This window comes from Bartonella sp. OC16QHHD (assembly GCF_042194035.1).
In the GTDB taxonomy this organism is placed as follows: Bacteria; Pseudomonadota; Alphaproteobacteria; order Rhizobiales; family Rhizobiaceae; genus Bartonella.
The window spans coordinates 1-21,543 of the sequence record NZ_JBHIMJ010000094.1 but is presented as its reverse complement, the minus strand read 5'-3'; the positions used below and the strand labels follow the sequence as shown (position 1 = coordinate 21,543).

Sequence of the window (21,543 nt, the reverse complement as noted above, 5' to 3'; positions counted from 1 at the left end):
CTGGTTTTGCTAAAAAACCACCCCGAAAAGAACTCTTGATTCGTAATAATTAGAGAGACGTGTTGCAAAATCCTATTCCCTCACTTTTATTTACGCGTCCCTCACTGTAAAAAATATATGGAAAATCAATAAATTATTTTGGATAAAAAAGAGTATGGTGCCCAAAAGAGGACTCGAACCTCCACGCCTTACGGCACAGGTACCTGAAACCTGCGCGTCTACCAATTCCGCCATCTGGGCTTATAAAATTCATCTAAGCGCACGAAGCAACTCTGTCAATAAAATTATAGAATTTATTTTTTCAGCTTAAAACGATAGCATTGAACTTTTAAGGGAGATCATGATTTTAGAAGTTTAAGGTGTGAGGACTGTCTTTGATAAAATTGTTGAATCCGGATTAAATGTGTAAATAATAGGAATGCCGGTCGCTAATTCTTGAGATATAATTTCCTCACCGGAGAGACCTTCAAGCGCCATAATAAGAGCACGAAGAGAATTTCCATGTGCTGCGATCAAAACAGTTTGGGAGCGCAAAATATAAGGCTGGATATGGTAAAGATAATAAGGCCAGATGCGCGCACCGGTATCGCGTAGGCTTTCTCCATTCGGCGGCGCAATCGTATAGGAGCGGCGCCACATTTGCACTTGCTCCTGCCCCCATTGTTGGCGTACTTCATCTTTATTTAAACCAGAAAGATCACCATAATTACGTTCATTTAATGCAGGATTTTTTATCACTTCTAAATCTGATTGTCCCATTTGCTCTAAAATGTGCTGAGCGGTTTTTTGAGCTCGCTGTAAGGCAGATGTATAAGCGATATCAAACCTCAAACCATATTCTTTCAGTTTTTTTCCTGCTGCTATCGCTTCTGCATGACCTTTTTCTGTTAAATCGGGATCTTTCCAACCGGTAAAAAGGTTTTTGAGATTCCATTCACTTTGTCCATGACGAATTAGTGTAAGTATGCGTCCCATTATAAATTGCCTCTATTCTATTGATTGTTTAAAATTTATCGTTCAATCCCAAAACATCGAACATTGAATAAAGACCGCTTTCATGATTTTGTGCCCATAAAGCTGCTTTTAATGCGCCATTGGCAAAGATAGAGCGTTCTTGCGCTGTGTGTGAAAGAACAATGCGCTCATTGGGACCAGCAAAAATGACACTGTGTTCTCCAACAACTGTCCCACCACGTGAACAGGAAAAGCCAATGGTGCCTTTTTTGCGTTTACCTATATGACCATTGCGTTCGTTGACACGCACATTTTTAAGCATAACATTGCGCCCTTCAGCTGCTGCTTGGCCAAGAAGAAGGGCTGTTCCAGAAGGAGCATCAACTTTGTTAGCGTGATGCATTTCATAAACTTCGATATCAAAATCATCGGCTTCTAATGCTTTAGCGGCTTTCTTTAAAAGGTTGGCTAAAAGATTTATTCCAAGGCTCATATTCCCGGATTTGACAATAGTTGTATATTTCGCAAAATCTGCAATTTTTTCTTCTTCTGTTTTGCTAAATCCTGTGGTGCCAATAATATGGACAAGGCTTTTTTGAGCAGCGTAGTTAGCATAAAGAATACTGGCTTCTGGTTGTGAAAAATCTAAAATACCTTCTGTATTAGAAAAGGCATTTTCGGGATTGTCAGTGATACTAATCCCAAGAGAATCTGAACCAATTAATGCACTGGCATCTTTTCCTACAAACGGTGAGCCTTTACGTACAAGAACAGCACAAAGCTCTACATCTTTCCTCTGCTGGATTGCTGTAATGAGTTCACGTCCCATTCTTCCATTTGCACCAACAACTGTAAGGCGCATTTTTATCTCCTTATGATATTTTACTGTGCAGTATAGGCAAATTCTTGCCTTCTTTCCAATGGTTCTTTTTCTTTATAGAAAATTTTTTTCCTGCTTTAATTTATCTTGTTGTGCTGTAAAACACTGTCGTTTAGAGCAAGTGATATAAGATCTACAAATTTAAATAGAGATGTTTTTCGTTAGAGTGTGTGATGAATATTCTTAAGTAAGGTTTGCTTATGAAACCTAATGAAGATTGTGTATTACTTTACGCTTTTGTTTCTTTCGTTCTTTAAAGGGGAGCGTTCTTCATGCAAAATAAGATCTTCCAAACAAAATAGACCTATATTGTCAATTCATGCGCTTTTCTTAAAGAAATATATTTATCAATTCTTCTAAACTTATTTTATGATAGTGCTCGTGAGTGGTATCACGAGAGAGTATCCATGAATAATATAAAATCTATTTTGCGCCACTATCTTTATGCTTCATGAATAGAGCAAATCAGCATTATCATACGTTTTGTTAGCCTTTAATGTTTTAACAATTCTTGGCACTTAGTCATTTTCACTCATCAATTCCATTTGTGACGCATAAGAAAACGATTATTTATCATTGTATATCAATATGTTATACATAAATAAAATCACGTAAAAAGGAGTAAAAAAAGGGGCTAACAAGAAGTTGGATTGTTTACACACGAGAGTTGGGCGGATTCTTCATCTTTTAGGAAAGTCAGTTGAAAAAATTGTTATGTTGTAAAAACGCATGATGAGGCTTTGTTTATTATAGAGAAAATAGGATATATATTATGCAATGCGTTTTTTCATATATTGGGAAGAATGGAGTATAACATGCGTTAAGTATTGTTATTTTATTTGCCTAGCTTCCAATGATGCTACAGTTCTTGTATTTAAAGAGAGTCTTTAAAATCCTTTCTTAAGTATTTTTTATCCCTGTGCTGATCTTTTTTGTGACACGATAAGAAAGTGATTTTTGTGATTCAATTATAATGGGTTTTATTCTCTGTTTAATGCGATCATAAATCAATGTATTATTATATTGTTTATACGCATGCATAAAAATTCATAAACCTATAAATATCCTTTAGATAGAATATCACTTTTATTTTTGTTTGTGAGAGAAGGCTAGAAATCAAGATCTGCATAGTGAGCACTTGCAACAATTCCGCGGACGCGATCTGTTAAAAGAGAACGAAAAGAAGGGCGTGATTTAATTCTCATATACCAGTCTTTGGCAGCAGGAAATTGTTCCCAGTCAATTTCCCCTAGAAAGTCAAGCACAGAAATAGAGGCTGCTGCTGCTAGATCTGCATAGGACAAGGCAGAACCGACTAAGCTATCGCGAGAGGCGCAGAGCCAATTGAGATAGTTCATATGTGGTAAAATATTGGCACGTGCATTGCGTAAAATTTGTGAATTAGGAGCACCACCGCCAATGGCAAGTGGCATTTCACGTTTATGGATTCGTTCTCGTACGATATGGCGCGTTGCTTCATTTTCGAATTTATTTAAGAACCAGTCATTGAGACGGCGTACTTCCGCACGATCTAAAGGATTTTCCGGAAAGAGCTTATTTTCTTGTCGTAAACTTCCATGTGTTTCGTCTAAATATTCGCAGATAACAAGAGGACCTGATAATGGAACCTCGTGTTCATCGAGAAAAACAGGAACATGACCAGCGGGATTGAGGGCTAGAAATTCGTGTCTTCTTGCCCATTCATATTCTTCAATCAGTTGAGTAGTTACACCATATTCCCCAAGAATGAGGCGTATGAAGCGCGAGGCAGCGGATAGGGGAGAGTGAAAAAGTGTCAGCATAATTTACACTATCAAATAGAGTTGAAGAGAATTCTTTCAAGTAATCATTTTTATAAAGATGCTTGACTAGAAGTACAAGATCATTAGTAGCTGCTAGTAATTATAATTAATAAATTGTTAATGACTAGGAATTGTTCTCTTATGCGATGGTTTGCAAAATGGCAGCACGTAATTCTTCTAAACCGATAGCTTTTTCTGAAGAGGTTACAAGAAGCTCAGGATAAGCTGCTGGGCGTTTAAGAAGCTTTGTTTGTGTGCTCATAATTAATTTTTCCAAGGCATTTGATTTGATTTTATCGCTTTTTGTCAAAACAATGTGATAAGAAACAGCTGCTTTATCAAGGAGAGCAAGAACATCTTCATCATTATTTTTAATTCCGTGCCGTGAATCAATCAAGATATATACACGTTTTAACGTTGTGCGCCCCCGTAAATAGCTAAAAATCAAATTTGTCCACGCATCAACAAGATTTTTAGGAGCAGCAGCAAAACCATAACCAGGCATATCTACTAATGCTAGAGGGGGAAGGTCTCCTAGTTGCCCACTGAATCCATCGGGGACAAAATAATTAAGCTCTTGAGTCCGTCCTGGTGTATTTGAGGTACGTGCTAAGCTTTTTTGTTGGACGAGTGCGTTGATTAAAGATGATTTTCCAACGTTGGAACGTCCTGCAAATGCAATTTCTGGTGGTCCTTCGGGGGGGAGAAAGCGTATTGCTGGTACACCACGAATAAAAATCCAATTACGAGAAAAAATTCCAGAAAGGGAAGAATCTCTTGTCATTCATGCACTTCTTTTTTGGGTGATCTTCTCCAGATGGCTTTCAGATTATCAAAAAGCTCAATTTTAACTCCTTGGCGCTTCATCATGATACCTTGCTGAATAATTGATAATATATTATTCCATGCCCAATAGATGACGAGACCAACAGGGAAAGAGGCGAGCATAAAAGTAAAGACAACAGGCATCCATGTGAATATCATCGCTTGGGTTTGGTCTTGAGGAGCAGGATTCATACGCATTTGTAAAAACATCGTTATTCCCATAATCAAAGGCCATGCACCAATCAGAAGAAATGTTGGCGTTGTATATGGCAAGAGACCAAACAAGTTAAAAAGAGAAGTTGGATCTGGTGCCGCTAAATCTTTAATCCAGCCAAAAAAAGGGGCATGGCGCATTTCAATGGTGATATAGAGAACTTTATAAAGAGCAAAGAATATTGGGAATTGAACCAACATTGGCCAACAACCAGCAAGGGGATTAATTTTTTCGGTTTTATATAGTTCTATTATTGCTTGTTGTTGCTTGGTTCTATCATCGGGATATTTTTCTTTTATTTCTAGCAACCGCGGTTGTAAAAGCTTCATGCGTGCCATAGATTTATAAGATTTATTGGCTAGAGGAAAAAGAAGAGTTTTTAAGAGCACCGTGACAAGAAGGATGGCGATACCAAAATTTCCTGTTTGTTTATAAAGAACATCAATGAGAGAAAACATTGGTTTGGTGATGAAATCAAACCAACCCCAGTCAATTAAAAGAGCAAACTTTTTGATTTTTAGATCATTTTGATAGTTATTAATAATTTCAACTTGTTTTGCACCAGCAAAAAGCCGATTTGTAATAGTTTTTGTTTCATTTGGAGCAATCGTTAAAAGCGATCCTAGCAAGTCAGACTGATAATGCGTTTGCAAACGATCAAAATAAATAAAACGGCTTGTATATTCTTTATTTTGCGGGGGAATAACTGCTACAGCCCAATATTTATCGGTAATACCAATCCAACCTCCTGTTACTTTGGAGAAAGTCATACTTTTCTGCCCATTATCAGGATTCGGGTCAAGCTCTGCTAAGGTTTTATATTTTTCAGTTTTGAGCGAATCTCCTGCAATACCTATCATACCTTCATGAAGTAAATAGGTTGCATTTGTATGTTCTGGTGGTGCTGCACGTGCAACGCGGGCATAGGATGAGAGATATATTGGTTGATCACTTTCATTGCTGATAGAATCTTCAATGGTAAACATGAAATGATCATCAACAGAAAGAATACGCCGGAAGATCTGTCCTTGTCCATTATTATAAATTAAAGTGATGGGTGTTGAAGGAGTCAGGATTGTATTGTTTCCCTCTATTTGCCATTGTGTATCCGATTGTGGCAAAGCTTTTGCTGGTAAAGATGCACTTGCAAAACCAAATTCAGCAAGGTAAGTCGTTTTGAAACCCTTAGGATTCAGCAAATCGATTTCCGGTGATTTTTTATCGACTGTTAAACGATATTTTTTGAGGTGAAGATCATCAAATTGTGCACCAACAAGATTAATAGAGCCTTCCAGTTCATTGGTTTTGATCGCAATACGCTTTGTTTTGGCCAATACAGCTTTCCGGATTTCAGGTGTCATTGGCTGTTCGATGATAGATGTTGCTTGATGCGTTGAGGTATCGTCAGAAAAATTCGTCGTGGTAGTAGAAAGGGTTGATTGTTGTTTTGACAATTGCTGTGCGATGACTTGTTGTTTTTGTAACTTTGCTTGTTTGGGAGCAACATGAAGAAATTGCCATGCGATGAGCACTACGAAAGATAAGCCAATAGCGATAAAGAAATTGCGGTTATATTCCATCCGTACACCCTTGTTGTTGTTGCTGATGTTTTATTTTTGGTTTTATTCGCCGATTTAATTCACTAATTAAGGATGTAAAAGGCGCATGTAACGCATCACGATATGCTACAATGACATAGTCTGTTCCTGCTTCCATGTGGTTTGTTACACCAACTCTTACGGCTTCACGCAAGCGCCTTTTGATACGATTACGTTTCACAGCATTACCGTTTTTACGAGTAACAGTGAAGCCTACACGTGCAACAAGAGAATCTTTTCTTTCTGTTGTTTGTTCACGAGATTTAACTTCGAGCAAAAATAAAGGACCACGCCGCTTTTCTCCTGTACGGACAGCCAAAAAGTCTGCTCTTTTGCGAATACGACAGGGATGTTTTTTCTTCATAAAAGAACATTTCGCAATTTCACTAAATGCCTGCAAGCAGGCATTAGAGGTTCATAACAAAAGTTTCACAACGAAGAAATGGTGAGCAATCCTCAACGGTTGTGAAAATTTAAATGGTTAAGCAGAGAGCCGCTTACGTCCACGAGCACGTCTTGCAGCAATAACTTTACGTCCTCCAGCTGTAGCCATGCGTGCACGAAACCCATGGCGGCGTTTACGGACAAGTTTAGAGGGTTGGTAAGTACGTTTCATTTATTTAAATACCGCGGAGTGCGGCCCTTCTTAATCTTCGTTTTATGAGCAGTTATGCGCGAGATGAACGATTTTATCATATCATACGGCTGTTAACCCATAAGGAAAAATATAAAAAAAGTCAATCTTAGATTGTTTTTCTGGCTCTTGAAAGAATACAAAACACCTTATAATTGTCTGTGATACTTTTTTTACGATACTGTAAGAGTGTCAGAAATAACGATTGAGTCTATAGAAAATAAATGACTAGGGCGTTAAAGAATTAAAGAAAGTATGACTGATTATTGTATACTCAATTTAAAGTATCCTTTAATATTAAAAAATTTTTTCAGTTTTTGTTTTTACAAAATTTTTATCAGAACATTCATTAAAGTGGTTGTAGACAAACACGATTGATAGGATTTTATAGCAGATTTTATGTTTGAGATTCTTTATTTAAGGATGGTTTCATATTTTTAAAGAGAAAAGATATAAGTAATTTATACTTTATAATTTTGAGTAAAGTAGAAAATTATCAGGTGATGAACCTGTAAGTATTTTTCGTTCTTATGCTTATATTTGCTGGTATTTTTATAGAGAGGAAAGAACGTGGATTCTATTACAAGTGAGGCTGTCCGCAACGTATTACGTAAAATCAAAGGACCAGATCTTGAAAGTGATATTGTGTCGTTGGGGCTTCTTTCAGAAATATTGATTGCTGATGGTAAGGTTTTTTTTTCCATTACAGTTCCTGATGGAGGTGTGCAAGAATGGGAATCATTGCGTCGTTCTGCTGAAAAGATGGTATGTGCTTTGGAGGGAGTGGAATCTGTTGTTGTCACACTTACAGCAGAAAAAACAACAAAGGCAGCACCTAGACGGAGAGCAAATCTCTTACCGATCAAAATGCCCATAGAAGGTGTGCAGCATGTGATTGCTGTTGCTTCTGGAAAAGGAGGGGTCGGAAAATCGACGATGGCAATAAATATCGCCTTAGCTTTACAAGATTCTGGTTTCAAGACGGGGGTGATGGATGCTGATATTTATGGTCCATCTTTGCCGCGTTTGACAGGACTTGTTAATCAAAAACCACAGCTCATTGGAGAAAAAAAAATTCAACCTCTTGAAAAATTCGGACTTAAATTGATGTCGATGGGATTTTTGGTTGAGGAAGAAAAGCCGGTAGTATGGCGTGGTCCTATGGTTATGGCAGCGGTAACGCAATTGTTACGAGACGTTTTATGGGGACCTCTGGACGTTTTAGTCGTTGATATGCCGCCCGGTACAGGGGATGCACAACTAACGCTTGCACAACAGGTACAATTAACAGGTGCGTTGGTTGTCTCTACGCCCCAAGACCTTGCTTTAGTGGATGCGCGTAAAGCAATAGAAATGTTCATGAAAGTCAATGTTCCTATTTTAGGAATCATTGAGAATATGAGTTATTTTATCGCTCCTGATACGGGAAAACGCTATGATATTTTTGGCTATGGTGGTGCACGGGCAGAAGCGGAACGTCGAGAAGTCCCTTTCTTAGCGGAAATACCGCTTGATGCAGCTTTACGATTTTCTTCAGATGAGGGGATCCCTATTTTTGTTGCTAAGCCTAGTGAAGAGCATACTAAACTGTATCGTAAAATTGTTGATCAAATAAAAAATCAACTTTTTTAAATGGATGTTTGTTTAAGAGAGTTTATTAAAACACAATTATGGAAGACGTAAAAATAGTTGCTTCTTTGTAAGGGGAAGTTTTAATGTGTGAGTGGAGTATATAGGTTAAATAAACAAAAAATTATTCATACGTTTGGGTAACCTGAAGGGGACCCAAATTAGAAGAGATAGAGCCATGAGGTAGAAAAAAATATTGGACTTGAGGCAAAAAGAAGAAGACCGAAAATAAAAATATTTTAGAAAAATTGTAAAAGGTTGTAAAAAATATTTTAAAAATCATTTTTTGATACGAGTTTTCTTGATATAAATCTCAACATTTCTTTTTAGAAGCATTCATTTTTTGCAAAGTAGCCTCAAGAGCTGTTGTTAAAGCATTCCTTCCCCCTTGATGAGAAAAGTAATTTGACAAAAATTCATTTGTTCCACCCTTTGTTGAAAACTCTTTTTCAAGCAGTGCAAAATCGAGAGATACAGAACGATCCGTTGCTATAGTTTTACGCATTTCATCTGTAAGATTTCCAAACATCATGGTAAGGAATTCTGCTGATTGCTGTTTTTTTAACCCTTGTGTTATAAACCATTGATGGGCAGTTTCTATAAAATTAAAATATACTCCCATAAGTGAACCAGCTGTCATAAAAAGATTAAACTGCTCTTCCTTATCCAGCACCAATGTGCCCCCCAATGCATCAAATAAAGTGCGTAAAAAGGGATGATTGGGATAGATTGGTGTCAAATTTTTGCATTCTGCAACAAAAGGTAATGGAACAGCACGATAAACTTTATGATTAATCCACTCTTCTATTTCTGCTGCTTTTGCCATAGCAAGTACGGAAATAACCAGCTGTTCTGGACGAAAACGAAGAGAGCACAAAACGTCTTCTGCAATTTGGTTGGGCAAGCAAAGAAAAACACAATCACTAACATCGAGCAACGCTTGGTTATTTTCAGCAATCATAACTTTATCATAAGTGCGTGAAAGGCGCTTTGCTGTTTGTGCATTGCGAGGCGAAACAATAATGGAAGAAACATCAAAGTTGCTTTTCATTAAGCCATTCACCATTGAAGCACTGATTGTACCCGTTCCCAAAAAGCCAAGTCTCATTATCTATTTCTCAGTTTCATATTTTAAAAGGAATTTCAATCAACATTTCAGGTGTTTTAACTAACATAAACGCTAATTGAAGAAGCAACACATAACATAGCAAAAATAATCAAGCCCAAATAGATTTTAGGCTTGTCAAAGAGAACGGCAAAAGCAGAAAACCAACCAACAACAGCTGCGGCTAATGCAAATAAAAACCCCGGTTTATTCATAAGCACAATATGCATTGCCATTAAGCCACCAATAATTAGCGCTCCAAAAACAATGAGCAAACCTGTTGCAAACTTTTCATAATCATCCATATTTCGCTCCTTATAGCGCTTAATTATTACACACTTTTTAACGCATATGCACATAAAAACGAAATGTTTTTTATTGAATATGGTTAAAACGGGGGGTGCCGTTTATTGATCAGATGTAAAAAATGCAGGGATATGCTGTGGCCAACGCCAAGGTAAAATTGCAATTAAATCAAAGCGTACAGACAAAAGGGCATAATCTTTTTGCCGTGCGAGCCAAATATCGGCAGCTGCCTCAATTCGCTTTTCATTCATTCGGGAAACCGCTTCCATTGCTTCAGCCAACGTTGAACGTGCTTTAACTTCAACGATTAACACAAGATTTCCGCGTCGTGCAATTAAATCAATTTCTCCACATTTTGTTTTAAAACGCCTTTCGGCAATGTGAAACCCTTTGCAACGTAGCCACCAAGCTGCCAATTTTTCTGCACGAACCCCTCGATAAAAAGACTTTTGTCTGCGTTTTTTTTGTATCATTTTACGCATTTTTTAAAAAGATTAATCGCTGAAAAAGTTCCTGCTTTTTAAAACCGGTTTTTTTTGCAACAAAAGCTGCCGCTTGAGCAGCAGAATGTGTCCGTGCGCGTTCTAATAGCATTTCATCAATTTCTTGATCACTTATCACATTTAAAGAAGAAGATGATTCTCCAACAAGGACAACAATTTCCCCACGAATATGTGCTTGTTTTCTGTAATTTTCTAACAAATTTCCCAAATTGGAAACATCTACTGTTTCAAACTTTTTTGTTAATTCACGACAAATGGCAGCAGGTCGATCAGCCGAAAAAAGAGTGACCATATCCTGTAAAGTTTCAACAAGACGATGCGGTGATTCATAAAAAATCAAAGTTGCTGGAATCTCTTTTAATTGTTCCAACCGTTTTCGGCGCTGTAGCTTTCGTGCACTCAAAAAACCTGCAAAAAAAAAGCTATCAGTAGGAAGCCCTGTCGGTATAAGAGCGGCTAAAAGAGCGGATGCTCCAGGAATAGGAATAATTTTATGACCAGCTTTACGGGACTCTTCCACCAATCGAAATCCAGGATCAGAAATAAGTGGTGTTCCGGCATCTGAAACAAGTGCTACTGTTTTGTTTTCTGCTAAAGCCGCTAAGAGCTTCGGACCCGCTTTTTGCGCATTATATTCATGATAGAGAAAAGGTTTTTTTTGAATACCGTAACGTTCCAACAAAACACGTGTTACTCGCGTATCCTCACACGCTAAAATATCAATTCCTGCAAGTACTTGCAAAGCACGAAGCGTAATATCTGCAAGATTTCCGATAGGTGTTGCCACAAGATAAAGCCCTGATTCTATAACGGGTGCAGAATAAGCATGCGCACCTATAAAATATGCTTTTTCACACATGCTCTTTTCTTTTCATTAAACTCTCCTCACCACAAGATTTTTATCCATACTCATAAGCCATTTTGGCTCATTTTTTACCAGCACATTTTTTATCATTACAAAGGCTTACCTTACTCGAATAATCGATTACACTACAATAAGATAATTTCATATTTAACGTCTTAATTTAACATTATTATCTATTTTGATCCGCGTTATTTTTTCCAGTAAAACAAATTCCAAATGTAACCAATATTCTATCAGCCCCATGATTTTCTATAAAGTTTTTCCTTCGAGAACCAAAAAACAATTTTGTGCATGTTATCATCTCATGCTTGTTTGTGCTCTTTTAAAAGCTAAGCTTTTTAGATTATTTCCATAACGCCGATTTTTCAAATATTCTATTGATATCCAAAATATTTTTCTGAGCAAATGTAAATAACTCCTTTTGAAACACATACAGTTAACTGGCAGCTGACTGTATTGTTATTAATCAAATATAAGCTCTTATCAGAAAAATACTTTATTTTTTCATATTCTCTACAGCTTTAACAGTATACAGTATAATGAGTACCTTAGAAAAGTTTAAGGCTAAATTTTATCTTAAAGATTTGATTTATAATGGAGAATTTATTATTTTGCTTATTGATTAGGAGCTTTAAATATCGTAAAATTATCTTAGTTCTTCTTATAGTCAATTAATCAAAATCATTTTCGTGCATCTTGAAACCTTCTCAAAGCAAAGATTATCGCATCATTGGGGATCGCAGAGAAAATGATGCTATTAGCTTGTACTTTTTATTTCGTAAATATGGAACTGTTCGTTCACAGGAGTGCGTTATACCTTTTTCGGATAGTGTCGCGAAATAATTGTTTGATATGTGTTGAGAGCTATTCTTAAAAATAAGCCCATGACTGAACAACACAAGTTTGCTTTAATTTTGGATACCTTATTTTTTCTGAAGGATATGCTCCCATAAAAAAACGTAAGTAATAAAAGCGGGGACAATACGTTATCTCTTCTTTTTAGAGGATATTGTGATGCTTTTGAAAGTTTTAAAACCGAATGGACAGATGATAGTAAAGAGAAAAATAGTTTTTTTTCCTTTCAGATTTCATATTCTTGCTAAATGAAGCTGTATTTTCGTTTCAGAGATTACTCAAATAGAATATGCAATATTTTTGCTCTAGCTACAAGAGCTGGAACGGCGTGCAGAGCTTTCATTCACCTTAATCTTTCTTTTAAATATACCACTTGTGTTCAATTTGGATGTTGATTTACAAGCAATAGCGAAAGCACAAGCTTTATAAAAAAACAACTCTATAAAACGCGTCATAGAGTGGTCATGAAAGCTATTTTGTTTTTTATCAGGTGTTTTGCTAATAGCGATAGTCTCCATGGCTTGGCATCTGCTTATTCTTACGGTATTTGTACACATTCATTACAGTATATTGGTAAAGGTTAGATGCAAGGCGATTATCCTTGATGCAAAAATAAAAGGTTAATGTGAGATTAAAGATTTTTTCGTGTCATTATCAGTAGAAACATTATAAAGGGCTTGAACAAGCATGCTCTTTATCTCTTTATCTCACAATGTTTTTTCTACATTCATTCGTGGTTTTTCTTGAGTGAGCATTACTTGACAAGTGTAGGAGAAAAAATAAACTTGAATTGTACCTCCGTAGGTTTTGCTCTTGGCTAGTTAAAACGATTGATGTTTCTTATGAGAGGGCTAAAAGCATTTTGGATCATATGGGAGAGGGGGTAAAGTAGAACAGGCTTATTTTCCTTCAGGTTTTCGAGAACCGCGGCTGTTCCTTTATCGCAGAATTGTCATGAATATATTCATTATTGTTTTGTCATTTAAATAAAAAAATTTTGATAAAAATATGTTATGTTTTTCTATTGAAAAAAGTCATGCGGTAGGGAGAGTATTTTATATGAGAATAGAGTTCTTTTTACATTGTGAAAGAACGTATGCAGGAAGGTAATTGATAGATTTCTGATCTGAGGGAAATATTTTTATCCATTGCGTTTTGTATATTTCAATTTTAGGAGAATGAACAATGATTATACATTGGAAAATTACATATTGGGATAGAAGGGGCCCTCATTGCCTTGCGGACAGATCCAAGTGATATTTTGGTTTGGGTCTTTGATGTCACACGTTTTACAATGTATACAATTTGAAGCGTTGATCACATAAGTCAGATGATCATTATACTCTAGCCACTCGTAGACAGCGGCGGGGCAATAGTTTGTGGAAGGTCCTCCGTAGATTGCATATTCAGAGTCCTTTTGCTTTTTTAATGAGGCTATTTTTAAATGGCAAGGTTGATTTTCTTCATGATGAGTATTGGAAAGGGCAACACTTGAAAGGCGATCAAAGGTTATAACGCCATCTGGTTTTGGGTAAGCAATGGGTTGAAATTTTTCTGCTGGTTCAAGGCATGCATAATCTTCCTTTCCATGGGAGAGTGTTTTAAATAAGGAAAATCCGAACAGTTGTTGCCACCACATATCAAAACCGGCAAGTTTAATTCCATATTTTGTCCCATATTTTGCCCAGAGCGGTTTGGCATTTCGCACTTTATAAAGATCTTTGCCAATGAGCCCTTTTCGCCATTGTTCTTCGATTTCTTTAACCTCATCATGGGCACGCCCTTGTGCAAGAGCGGTAGCGATTTTATCGGCAGCTAATATGCCAGATAAGATGGCATTGTGTGATCCTTTGATACGAGGAACATTCACAAATCCAGCAGAGCAGCCAATAAGCGCCCCACCAGGAAAGGTGAGTTTTGGTACAGATTGCCAACCTCCTTCGCTGATAACACGTGCACCATAGGAAAGACGCTTTGCACCTTTAAAGATTTTATAGAGTTTTGGATGTGTTTTAAAACGTTGAAATTCTTCAAAGGGAGAAAGATAAGGATTTTTGTAATCTAAGTGCACAACAAAACCGACAGAAATGATATTGTTTTCTTGGTGATAAATAAAGCCACCGCCACCGGTATTATTGTCTAAGGGCCAACCCGTGAAATGTTGCACTAAACCGCGTTGGTGTTTGTTGGGATCAATTTCCCAGAGCTCTTTGAGACCAAGACCAAATTTTTGTGGTTCACGATTTTTGCTAAGGTTGAAATGTTGTATCAGTTGTTTTGCAATTGAGCCGCGTGCTCCTTCCGCAATTAAAGTATATTTTGCCAATAAAGCCATACCAGGCATATAATTTTTTCCAGGAGTTCCATCTTTGTTAAGCCCCATATCTCCGGTGAGAACACCAATAATAGCTCCGTTATCTTTTTGGATGATGGGTTCTGTTGCTGCGAAACCAGGATAGATTTCAACACCCAATGCTTCAGCTTTTTTGCTTAACCAGCGGCAAACGTTTCCAAGCGAAACGATATAACACCCGTCATTTGATAAGATTTTGGGATGCAGAATATTAGGAAATATTGTAGCCTTTTGAGGCTTTAGAAAAAAAACTGGTCACGGGTAACAGGAGTCGTCAAGGGATGATCATTGTCATTTCGCCATTCTGGTAAGAGTGTATCGATACCAATGGGGTCAACAACTGCGCCAGAGAGAATATGTGCACCAACTTCGGTCCCTTTTTCAACAATTGTGACAGAAAGCTCAGGATTAATTTGTTTAAAACGAATTGCGGCAGAAAGCCCTGCAGGTCCTGCTCCGACAATGACTATGTCAAACTCCATACTTTCACGTTGGTCATGCAGAGGTGCTTTCATGGCTTATAAAGCTTTCTCCAATTCTGGAATAATTTGGTGGAGATCACCTACAAGGGTGTAATCGGCAATTTGCATGATGGGAGCTTCTTCATCTTTATTAATGGCAACAATAATTTGTGCATCCATTATACCGGCTAAATGCTGGATTGCACCGGAAATGCCAACGGCGATATAGAGTTCAGGGGCAACGACTTTTCCTGTTTGTCCAATTTGCCAATCATTGGGAGCATAGCCTGCATCCACTGCTGCGCGGCTGGCACCTAAAGCAGCATTTAATTTGTTTGCAAGAGGAAGAAGCAGGGACATAAATTTCTCTTGAGAACCAAGACCACGCCCGCCTGATATAATAACACGTGCTGAGGTGAGATCAGGACGATCACTTTTGTTTGTCTCTGCTTTTACGAAAGAAGAAAGATTTGGATTGGGAGCTGGTGTTATTGTTTTAATGGGAGCAGAATTATTTTGGGAAGGCGTTGGGGTGAAAGAAGCGGTGCGAACTGTTATAATCTTTTTATAATCATTGGTGCGTACAGTTTCAAATGCATTGCCTGCATAAATTGGTCGTTTGAAGGTATTGGGTGAAAGAATGGCGGTAATATCTGAAATTTGCATAAGATCAAGAAGAGCTGCTACGCGCGGCATCACATTTTTCCCAGTACTGCTGGATGCTGCCATGATCACATCATAATCCTTTGCTAACATGAGAATTGTATCTGCCATAGGCTCGGCAAGTTGATGGGCTAAATAGTCTGCTTTTGCAATAAGAACTTGCCGCACACCATTAAGTTTAGCACTATTTTCCGCTATCGTTTGAATTTTTTCTCCGCAAACCAGAATATCGATATCATTACTGAGTACGCGTGCAGCGGTGAGTACTTTTGCTGTTTCTTCTGTATTATGATCGGCCAATAAAAGAATTGCCATAAGTTTTTGCCCTTTTATGTGAGTGTTGCTTTTACTCTAGTGGTGAGAATATTAAATGCAGTTCTTCTGTTTTAAGGCTCTGACAAGTTCTACTACATTTGCCACTTTTATACCGGATTGACGGGGTTTTGGCTCTTCAACGCTTAAAATTGTTAAGCGTGCTTTCGTATCGACGCCAAGATCAGTAAGAGATTTTTGTTCAATAATTTTCTTTTTTGCTTTCATGATATTGGGGAGAGAGGTGTAACGCGGTTCATTGAGCCGTAGATCGGCGGTCATAACCATGGGAAGGGGAAGACAAAGGGTTTGTGTTCCATTATCAACTTCACGAGTAACTGTAGCATGCCCATTTTCTATGTTAAGATGTGAGGCAAAAGTTGCTTGTCCCCACCCAAGAAGAGCAGCGAGCATTTGTCCTGTTTGGTTGTTATCGTCATCAATTGCTTGTTTTCCTAAAAAGACCATGTCGGGTTTTTCTTCATCAACAATGGTTTTGAGAATCTTAGCAATTGCTAAGGGTTCAAGTGTTTGATCCGTTGTGACAAGAAGTGCGCGATCAGCTCCCATTGCAAGTCCTGTTCGTAGAGTTTCTTGAGCTGCTTCTGGGCCAATTGAAACAAGAAGAACTTCTGAAATTTTACCGGATTCTTTTTGGCGAACGGCCTCCTCCACGGCTATCTCATCAAAAGGATTCATAGACATTTTTACGTGAGACAGATCAACGCCTGTACTATCGGGTTTGACGCGTATCTTGATGTTATAATCAACAACACGTTTGACAGCGACAATTGTCTTCATAATGATCCTCTTTGTTTGTATGTTACAAGTTTATAGCAATACTCATAAGAAACCAAATTGTTTAGAATGAAGTCTCAATTTATAACTTGTGTTCTCTTTCGTATAAGCTTTTTTATGTTTACTTGTACTTTCTCGTCGTCATTTTCAATCTTCATATTTTTGCATTGCCATAATTGCCTTATTTGCTTGAATAAAAAGTAAAAAAATCAATCTGTCTTGTGAGAATATTCTTTTTTAGCTTCTTATGCTTTGTTTATGATGGTGCAATAGGTCCTTTATGCAATGAAAAATTAAGTGAAAAAGATAAAAATGGGGGGAATGATTTTGCTCTTCAAATCTTGAAGACAGAAAAATCAAAGATCTTTCTTTCAAATATTTTGGATAAAAATTGGGGAAAATATTTCTAATACAAAAGTTTTTGGGAGTTCTTAAAGCTCTATTTACTAAAATAGAGCACACTTTCTCATCATTTGTTGCGATTCTTTTCAAAAAGGTTAATGAGGGGTAGGCGTTTGTGAATACGAAGGGTCATACGATCGACCAGGCGACCAAACAGGTTAGGAACGATAAAGTCTTTTCTTTTGTTGAACAGAAAGAGAGAATAGATACTTCTGTAGAAGTAACGATGTCGGATATTGCTCAAAAATTACGCACCGTTTATGCGCAAATGCAAATGAAGCATTCGCCCCGTTCTTTAATGCAGCAGAGTTCTGTAGAAGAGCATTTTAAATCTTACTTAGATGATATTAGTCGGGCCATTTTGGCTGAACATTATATACGTCGTCAAAGAGAAAAAAAGCTTTTCCAGTTTTTAGAGCAGATTAAAACAATTGTTCAAAGTTTGCAGAGTGAAAAAAAAAGCTTAGAAGAAGCAGCGGTAACACGACGGGTGTCTCGTTCAAAATCACCTGATTCTGTTGTACAAAAACTTGCTCACATGGAATGTGAGGGAAATCAAGAACACTTATTACTTCAAAAGGTGCAAAATTTTTCGAAAGAAAACAGCATAATTTCACTCCAAACAAATGTTGAAAATACGTTGCAGCAAGAAAATAGAAGCCCTTTGCCCAGTGATGCTCTGAAATCTTCTTTTAAAAAGGCTGAGGGAGTAGGGAAGCATGCTGTGATAGAAGAAAAGGGGATGATGGGTGCTCAGGCATCTAATCATTGTATTGAGAATGATTTTTCTTCTTTAAGGATGCAGTCTCGGGAACATGTCTCGTTTTTATCTTATTTGGTAAAAAAAGGTATTCTTTGTTTTTTAACCGTTGCATTTGTGGTAGCGATAACGTTATGTTTTTATAGCTTTTTAAAAGGAGCTCGTTTTTTTTAATTTTTATGATGTTGATGTTAATATATGTGAAATGTATTGCGCATTCGTGTTTGTGCGGAAGCTATAGAAACTAAAATTATCCTTTAAACACGCAACAGAGATTATTGGAAAAGAGGATAATTGGAGAAGGATTCTCTAATTGTTAAAAAAACCTCAAATTATCTTGAAGGTTCTGTAAGTGAGTATTTATTTACCAATTGCTGAAATGTCACTCAATATGCTGATCTTGATTGGTATGGGAGTCGTTGCTGGTTTTTTTTCAGGCCTTTTTGGAATCGGTGGTGGGTTTCTCATCACGCCGTTATTGATTTTTTATAATATTCCTCCTGCTATTGCTGTTGGAACAGGTGCCAACCAGATGATTGCGTCATCTGTAACAGGAGCAATTACACATTTTAGAAGACGTACGCTCGATATTAAACTTGGTATTCTTTTGGCGCTTGGAGGAGGGATTGGTTCTTTAATCGGGATTCAGGTTTTCTCTGTTTTGAAAAAGTTAGGTCAATTAGACTTAATGATTTCGCTTCTTTATGTGATTCTTCTTGGAAGTGTAGGAAGCTTGATGATCGTTGAAAGTTGGTATGATATGATGCGCAAGCGTAAGGCAGGAAAAGCCAATATTCGTCTTGCTGGTCGACATAACTGGATTCATCGCTTACCCTTAAAAATGCGTTTTCGGACATCTATGATATATGTTAGCATTATTCCAGTTTTAGGGATTGGTCTCATTGTGGGGTTGTTGTCTTCTATTATGGGAATTGGTGGGGGGTTCTTTATGATACCAGCATTGATTTATCTTCTGCGTGTTCCAACCAGTGTGGTGATTGGGACTTCACTTTTTCAGATTACATTTGTGTCTTCTTTCACGACAGTTTTGCAAAGTATGACTAATCAGTCCGTTGATATTGTCTTGGCTTTTTTGTTAATGCTTGGAGGAAGTATTGGTGCGCAATATGGAACACGGGTTGGACGGAAGTTAAAGGCTGAACAATTGCGTATGGCGCTTGCATTTTTAGTGTTGATTGTGTGTATGCGTCTTGCTTTTCAATTATTTATACGCCCTGATAATCTTTTCTCTCTGGATATTCTTATGAGATAAAAATGGGTAGATTGTTTTCTTTATACATCATTGCAGGTTGCTTTTGTTTTATTTCTTTTTCTACATGCTCACATGTTGGGACGCCAGCTACATTCATTGATCAAGTTGACCACGAAACTGTCCAAATTATTGTAACAACGAATACGATTACTGTGGATGCAAATTTTGCTGGTCGTGATCTTTATATTGCTGGTGTTTTGGAAAATATTGATCCATTATATTCTCGACAGAACCGTTACGATATTGTTGTAAGCTTGGAGGGACAAGATCGGACAATGGTGATGCGAGAAAAAAAACGCAATGCCGGTGTATGGGTCAATACAGATTCTCTTATTTTTAAAAAGGTTCCTCTTTTTTACTCTATGGTCACAACACGTGAAATTGGCGATATTACAAGCATTGAAGATTATAAACGCTTAGGGTTAGGATTACTCTATTTGCCATTGCAGACGGATGAACAAGATCAGAAAAAAATACAAACCTTTCGCGATGAACTTATAAAATTGCAAAAAGCTAAAAGCCTTTATTATGAGGAAGTGGGTGGGGTTCGTTTTGGTTCTGACACACTTTTCACAGCACATTTTCGTTTGCCAGCAAATATCCCAGTTGGACATTATAAAGTTCGTGCTTATCTTTTTCGTGATGGACAGTTTATTGATAGTGCTACAACGACTCTTGAAATTGTTAAAGCACATATCACTTATACAATTTTTTATGCAGCGCACAAGTATCGTTTTTTATATGGTATTGTTGCAGTGATTATTGCTATTACTACAGGATTTTTGTGTCGTTTGATTTTTCGAAAAGATTAACGCAAGGAAAATGTTAAGGCTTTTATTTTTTATGAAAAATTCGTAAGATAAGAAAAATAGGTACAACAACAATAGCTCCTGTCATAGTTATATGGAAGAAATTTGTAAGCGTTATAAATCCTGCTTCCCATAGTGATTGAAAAAAATCTACTATTTTTTGTATGAGGTTTCGAGGTGTCCATCCCAAAAAATTCATTACGATGCCAATGAAGAATGAAAGAATAAGCAATTTTAGACTAACGCGGCTTAATTTTTCTCTAAGAAACGCATGAAAAGAATTTAATAAATTTTTTTTTCGCTTCATTCTAAGATACTTTCGAAGATCGTGTTTTTTATTGTATTATCATAGTACAACGATGTTATTATCATAAAGGAAAAACATTTTTTTATTTTTTCTTACTTTTTTGAGTTTATCACCTTAGTCTGGTTAACGGTGCTGGTTTTTGAAATATACACATGTTTTATTGCATTTTTTGCGATATTTTCATGGCGCTTCTTTTATTAAATGAAGGGATATCCTTTCGTCTCTGAGAATTTGTAGAGAAATTTTATAACGTTTCAGCATTTCTTATCAGAGTGAGAGTTCTAGTATATTGAAGATTTTGTCACGAACTTATTATTGTCGTGTATAGAAATAATATTTCAAGACAGTTTACTTAAAAAAAGACTATCTATTCTAATAAGGGTATGCTTATATAGGTATTATATTTAGATATTTCAACCTTAGTGCATTGAAAAGCTCTTTTTTTTCTGAAAAAATGTAAGCAATGAATTGAGTGTTGTTAAAGGAGCAAAGATATTAAAAATACGATGTGGAAAAAAGTTTTGTTATGTGCGGGTGCGTAAAGGAATATCGGGGGGAGACCATGCTCCTTTTATTTAGAAATAAAATATAATTTAAAAGCTGTTATTTGGCAGAGGATTATGGAAAAATTCAAAATTCCTCTTGTAGGGGGAGGAGGTCATGTCGGTTGATGGGTGAATTTTCCTGTTTTGTTAAAATGTCAAATTGTTATTAGAGCTCTTTGTTATTAAGGCGCTTAAGCTAACAAGGAAGAGTCTTTTGATAGCATAAAAAGGCGAGAGGAAAGAAGAGACAAGCTTACCCGACAAAAGAGAGAAAATAGTGGTTTTATAGTCTTCAATTGTAGGCGTTATGACATCATGAATAGGCTCTGTTATGGGGGAGCATTCATTGTATGTCAGAGTGTTTGTTGTTGCATGTTTTGGTTTGTCTTGGCTTATAGGTGTGGGTAGAAGTCCGTGGTTGGTAAGTGGTGTTGTTTGAAGGTTTTAATAATACTTTGTTTGAGGCGCTTATGGGTCATCTAACCTTATTATTAAGCATGTGCTTGTTGTGTGGGAAATTTATATAGTAAACTTTAAAAGGAAAAGTCTATGAACTTGAAGAAAAAAATATTACAAAATAGCAGCTCTCTTGTTTCTGCTTTTATAGCTTTGGCGATGGTTGCACAACAAGCTTCAGCAAAAACACCGGCTGATACCCTTGTGATGGCTTGGAATCTTGATGCAATTAGT

At 37.0% G+C, this 21,543-nt stretch carries 18 protein-coding genes, 1 tRNA gene and 1 pseudogene; 4 read left to right on the top strand and 16 right to left on the bottom strand.

The features are described from left to right. Positions 1-155: 155 nt before the first annotated feature. From ACFIK1_RS09475 to rpmH, 8 genes are all read right to left on the bottom strand, one after another. Positions 156-240, bottom strand: a tRNA-Leu gene (locus ACFIK1_RS09475). Positions 241-354: 114 nt separating this feature from the next. Continuing rightward, a complete protein-coding gene (locus ACFIK1_RS09470; protein WP_375633246.1) occupies positions 355-975 on the bottom strand; it encodes a 2,3-bisphosphoglycerate-dependent phosphoglycerate mutase in 621 nt (206 codons plus the stop codon). 28 nt (positions 976-1,003) lie between these two features. Continuing rightward, on the bottom strand, positions 1,004-1,816 hold the full coding sequence (dapB, locus tag ACFIK1_RS09465; RefSeq protein ID WP_375662660.1) for a 4-hydroxy-tetrahydrodipicolinate reductase: 813 nt from the start codon (positions 1,814-1,816) through the stop codon (positions 1,004-1,006). 1,127 nt (positions 1,817-2,943) lie between these two features. Further along, complete coding sequence (locus ACFIK1_RS09460; protein ID WP_375662659.1) at positions 2,944-3,636, bottom strand: glutathione S-transferase family protein; 693 nt, start codon at positions 3,634-3,636, stop codon at positions 2,944-2,946. A gap of 139 nt (positions 3,637-3,775) precedes the next feature. Then, complete coding sequence (yihA, locus tag ACFIK1_RS09455; protein WP_375652905.1) at positions 3,776-4,420, bottom strand: ribosome biogenesis GTP-binding protein YihA/YsxC; 645 nt, start codon at positions 4,418-4,420, stop codon at positions 3,776-3,778. After that, on the bottom strand, positions 4,417-6,255 hold the full coding sequence (gene yidC, locus ACFIK1_RS09450; RefSeq protein ID WP_375634923.1) for a membrane protein insertase YidC: 1,839 nt from the start codon (positions 6,253-6,255) through the stop codon (positions 4,417-4,419). Before yidC ends, yihA begins: the two co-directional genes overlap by 4 nt. Further along, positions 6,245-6,637 (bottom strand): ribonuclease P protein component, encoded by a 393-nt coding sequence (rnpA, locus tag ACFIK1_RS09445; protein WP_015856278.1) that lies wholly within the window; start codon positions 6,635-6,637, stop codon positions 6,245-6,247. The genes yidC and rnpA overlap by 11 nt, the downstream gene beginning before the upstream one ends. Before the next feature lie 117 nt (positions 6,638-6,754). Then, complete coding sequence (rpmH, locus tag ACFIK1_RS09440; RefSeq protein WP_005864709.1) at positions 6,755-6,889, bottom strand: 50S ribosomal protein L34; 135 nt, start codon at positions 6,887-6,889, stop codon at positions 6,755-6,757. Positions 6,890-7,477: 588 nt separating this feature from the next. Between rpmH and ACFIK1_RS09435 the strand changes: the two genes are divergently transcribed. Further along, on the top strand, positions 7,478-8,539 hold the full coding sequence (locus ACFIK1_RS09435; protein WP_375633241.1) for an Mrp/NBP35 family ATP-binding protein: 1,062 nt from the start codon (positions 7,478-7,480) through the stop codon (positions 8,537-8,539). Between the two features lie 310 nt (positions 8,540-8,849). Here ACFIK1_RS09435 and ACFIK1_RS09430 read toward each other — a convergent pair whose 3' ends face one another. The 7 genes and pseudogenes from ACFIK1_RS09430 to ACFIK1_RS09400 all read right to left on the bottom strand — a co-directional run bounded on the left by ACFIK1_RS09430 (position 8,850) and on the right by ACFIK1_RS09400 (position 16,760). Continuing rightward, the gene (locus tag ACFIK1_RS09430) at positions 8,850-9,644 is read right to left on the bottom strand and encodes a pyrroline-5-carboxylate reductase (protein WP_375662658.1); all 795 of its coding nucleotides are present in this window, start codon (positions 9,642-9,644) and stop codon (positions 8,850-8,852) included. A 56-nt stretch (positions 9,645-9,700) separates the two neighbouring features. Then, positions 9,701-9,946, bottom strand: a complete 246-nt coding sequence (locus ACFIK1_RS09425; RefSeq protein ID WP_330168884.1) for a hypothetical protein — start codon at positions 9,944-9,946, stop codon at positions 9,701-9,703. A gap of 102 nt (positions 9,947-10,048) precedes the next feature. Next, positions 10,049-10,417: a YraN family protein gene (locus ACFIK1_RS09420; protein ID WP_375639807.1), complete on the bottom strand. Its 369-nt coding sequence runs from the start codon at positions 10,415-10,417 to the stop codon at positions 10,049-10,051. Positions 10,418-10,421: 4 nt separating this feature from the next. Then, positions 10,422-11,309, bottom strand: coding sequence for a 16S rRNA (cytidine(1402)-2'-O)-methyltransferase (gene rsmI / locus ACFIK1_RS09415; protein ID WP_375633239.1), 888 nt, complete (start codon positions 11,307-11,309; stop codon positions 10,422-10,424). 2,065 nt (positions 11,310-13,374) lie between these two features. Then, a pseudogene (locus ACFIK1_RS09410) lies at positions 13,375-15,038 on the bottom strand (4Fe-4S dicluster domain-containing protein). A 3-nt stretch (positions 15,039-15,041) separates the two neighbouring features. Beyond that, positions 15,042-15,962, bottom strand: a complete 921-nt coding sequence (locus tag ACFIK1_RS09405; protein ID WP_375634916.1) for an electron transfer flavoprotein subunit alpha/FixB family protein — start codon at positions 15,960-15,962, stop codon at positions 15,042-15,044. Between the two features lie 51 nt (positions 15,963-16,013). Beyond that, positions 16,014-16,760, bottom strand: coding sequence for an electron transfer flavoprotein subunit beta/FixA family protein (locus ACFIK1_RS09400; RefSeq protein ID WP_375633237.1), 747 nt, complete (start codon positions 16,758-16,760; stop codon positions 16,014-16,016). 514 nt (positions 16,761-17,274) lie between these two features. Between ACFIK1_RS09400 and ACFIK1_RS09395 the strand changes: the two genes are divergently transcribed. The 3 genes from ACFIK1_RS09395 to ACFIK1_RS09385 all read left to right on the top strand — a co-directional run bounded on the left by ACFIK1_RS09395 (position 17,275) and on the right by ACFIK1_RS09385 (position 20,004). Beyond that, on the top strand, positions 17,275-18,093 hold the full coding sequence (locus tag ACFIK1_RS09395; RefSeq protein ID WP_375662657.1) for a hypothetical protein: 819 nt from the start codon (positions 17,275-17,277) through the stop codon (positions 18,091-18,093). 178 nt (positions 18,094-18,271) lie between these two features. After that, positions 18,272-19,192, top strand: coding sequence for a sulfite exporter TauE/SafE family protein (locus ACFIK1_RS09390; RefSeq protein ID WP_375634912.1), 921 nt, complete (start codon positions 18,272-18,274; stop codon positions 19,190-19,192). A gap of 2 nt (positions 19,193-19,194) precedes the next feature. Further along, positions 19,195-20,004: a TIGR02186 family protein gene (locus tag ACFIK1_RS09385; protein WP_375662656.1), complete on the top strand. Its 810-nt coding sequence runs from the start codon at positions 19,195-19,197 to the stop codon at positions 20,002-20,004. Between the two features lie 22 nt (positions 20,005-20,026). Here the strand turns inward: ACFIK1_RS09385 and ACFIK1_RS09380 are convergent, their stop codons facing one another. Then, complete coding sequence (locus ACFIK1_RS09380; RefSeq protein WP_375633233.1) at positions 20,027-20,308, bottom strand: DUF6460 domain-containing protein; 282 nt, start codon at positions 20,306-20,308, stop codon at positions 20,027-20,029. Between the last annotated feature and the right edge of the window lie 1,235 nt (positions 20,309-21,543).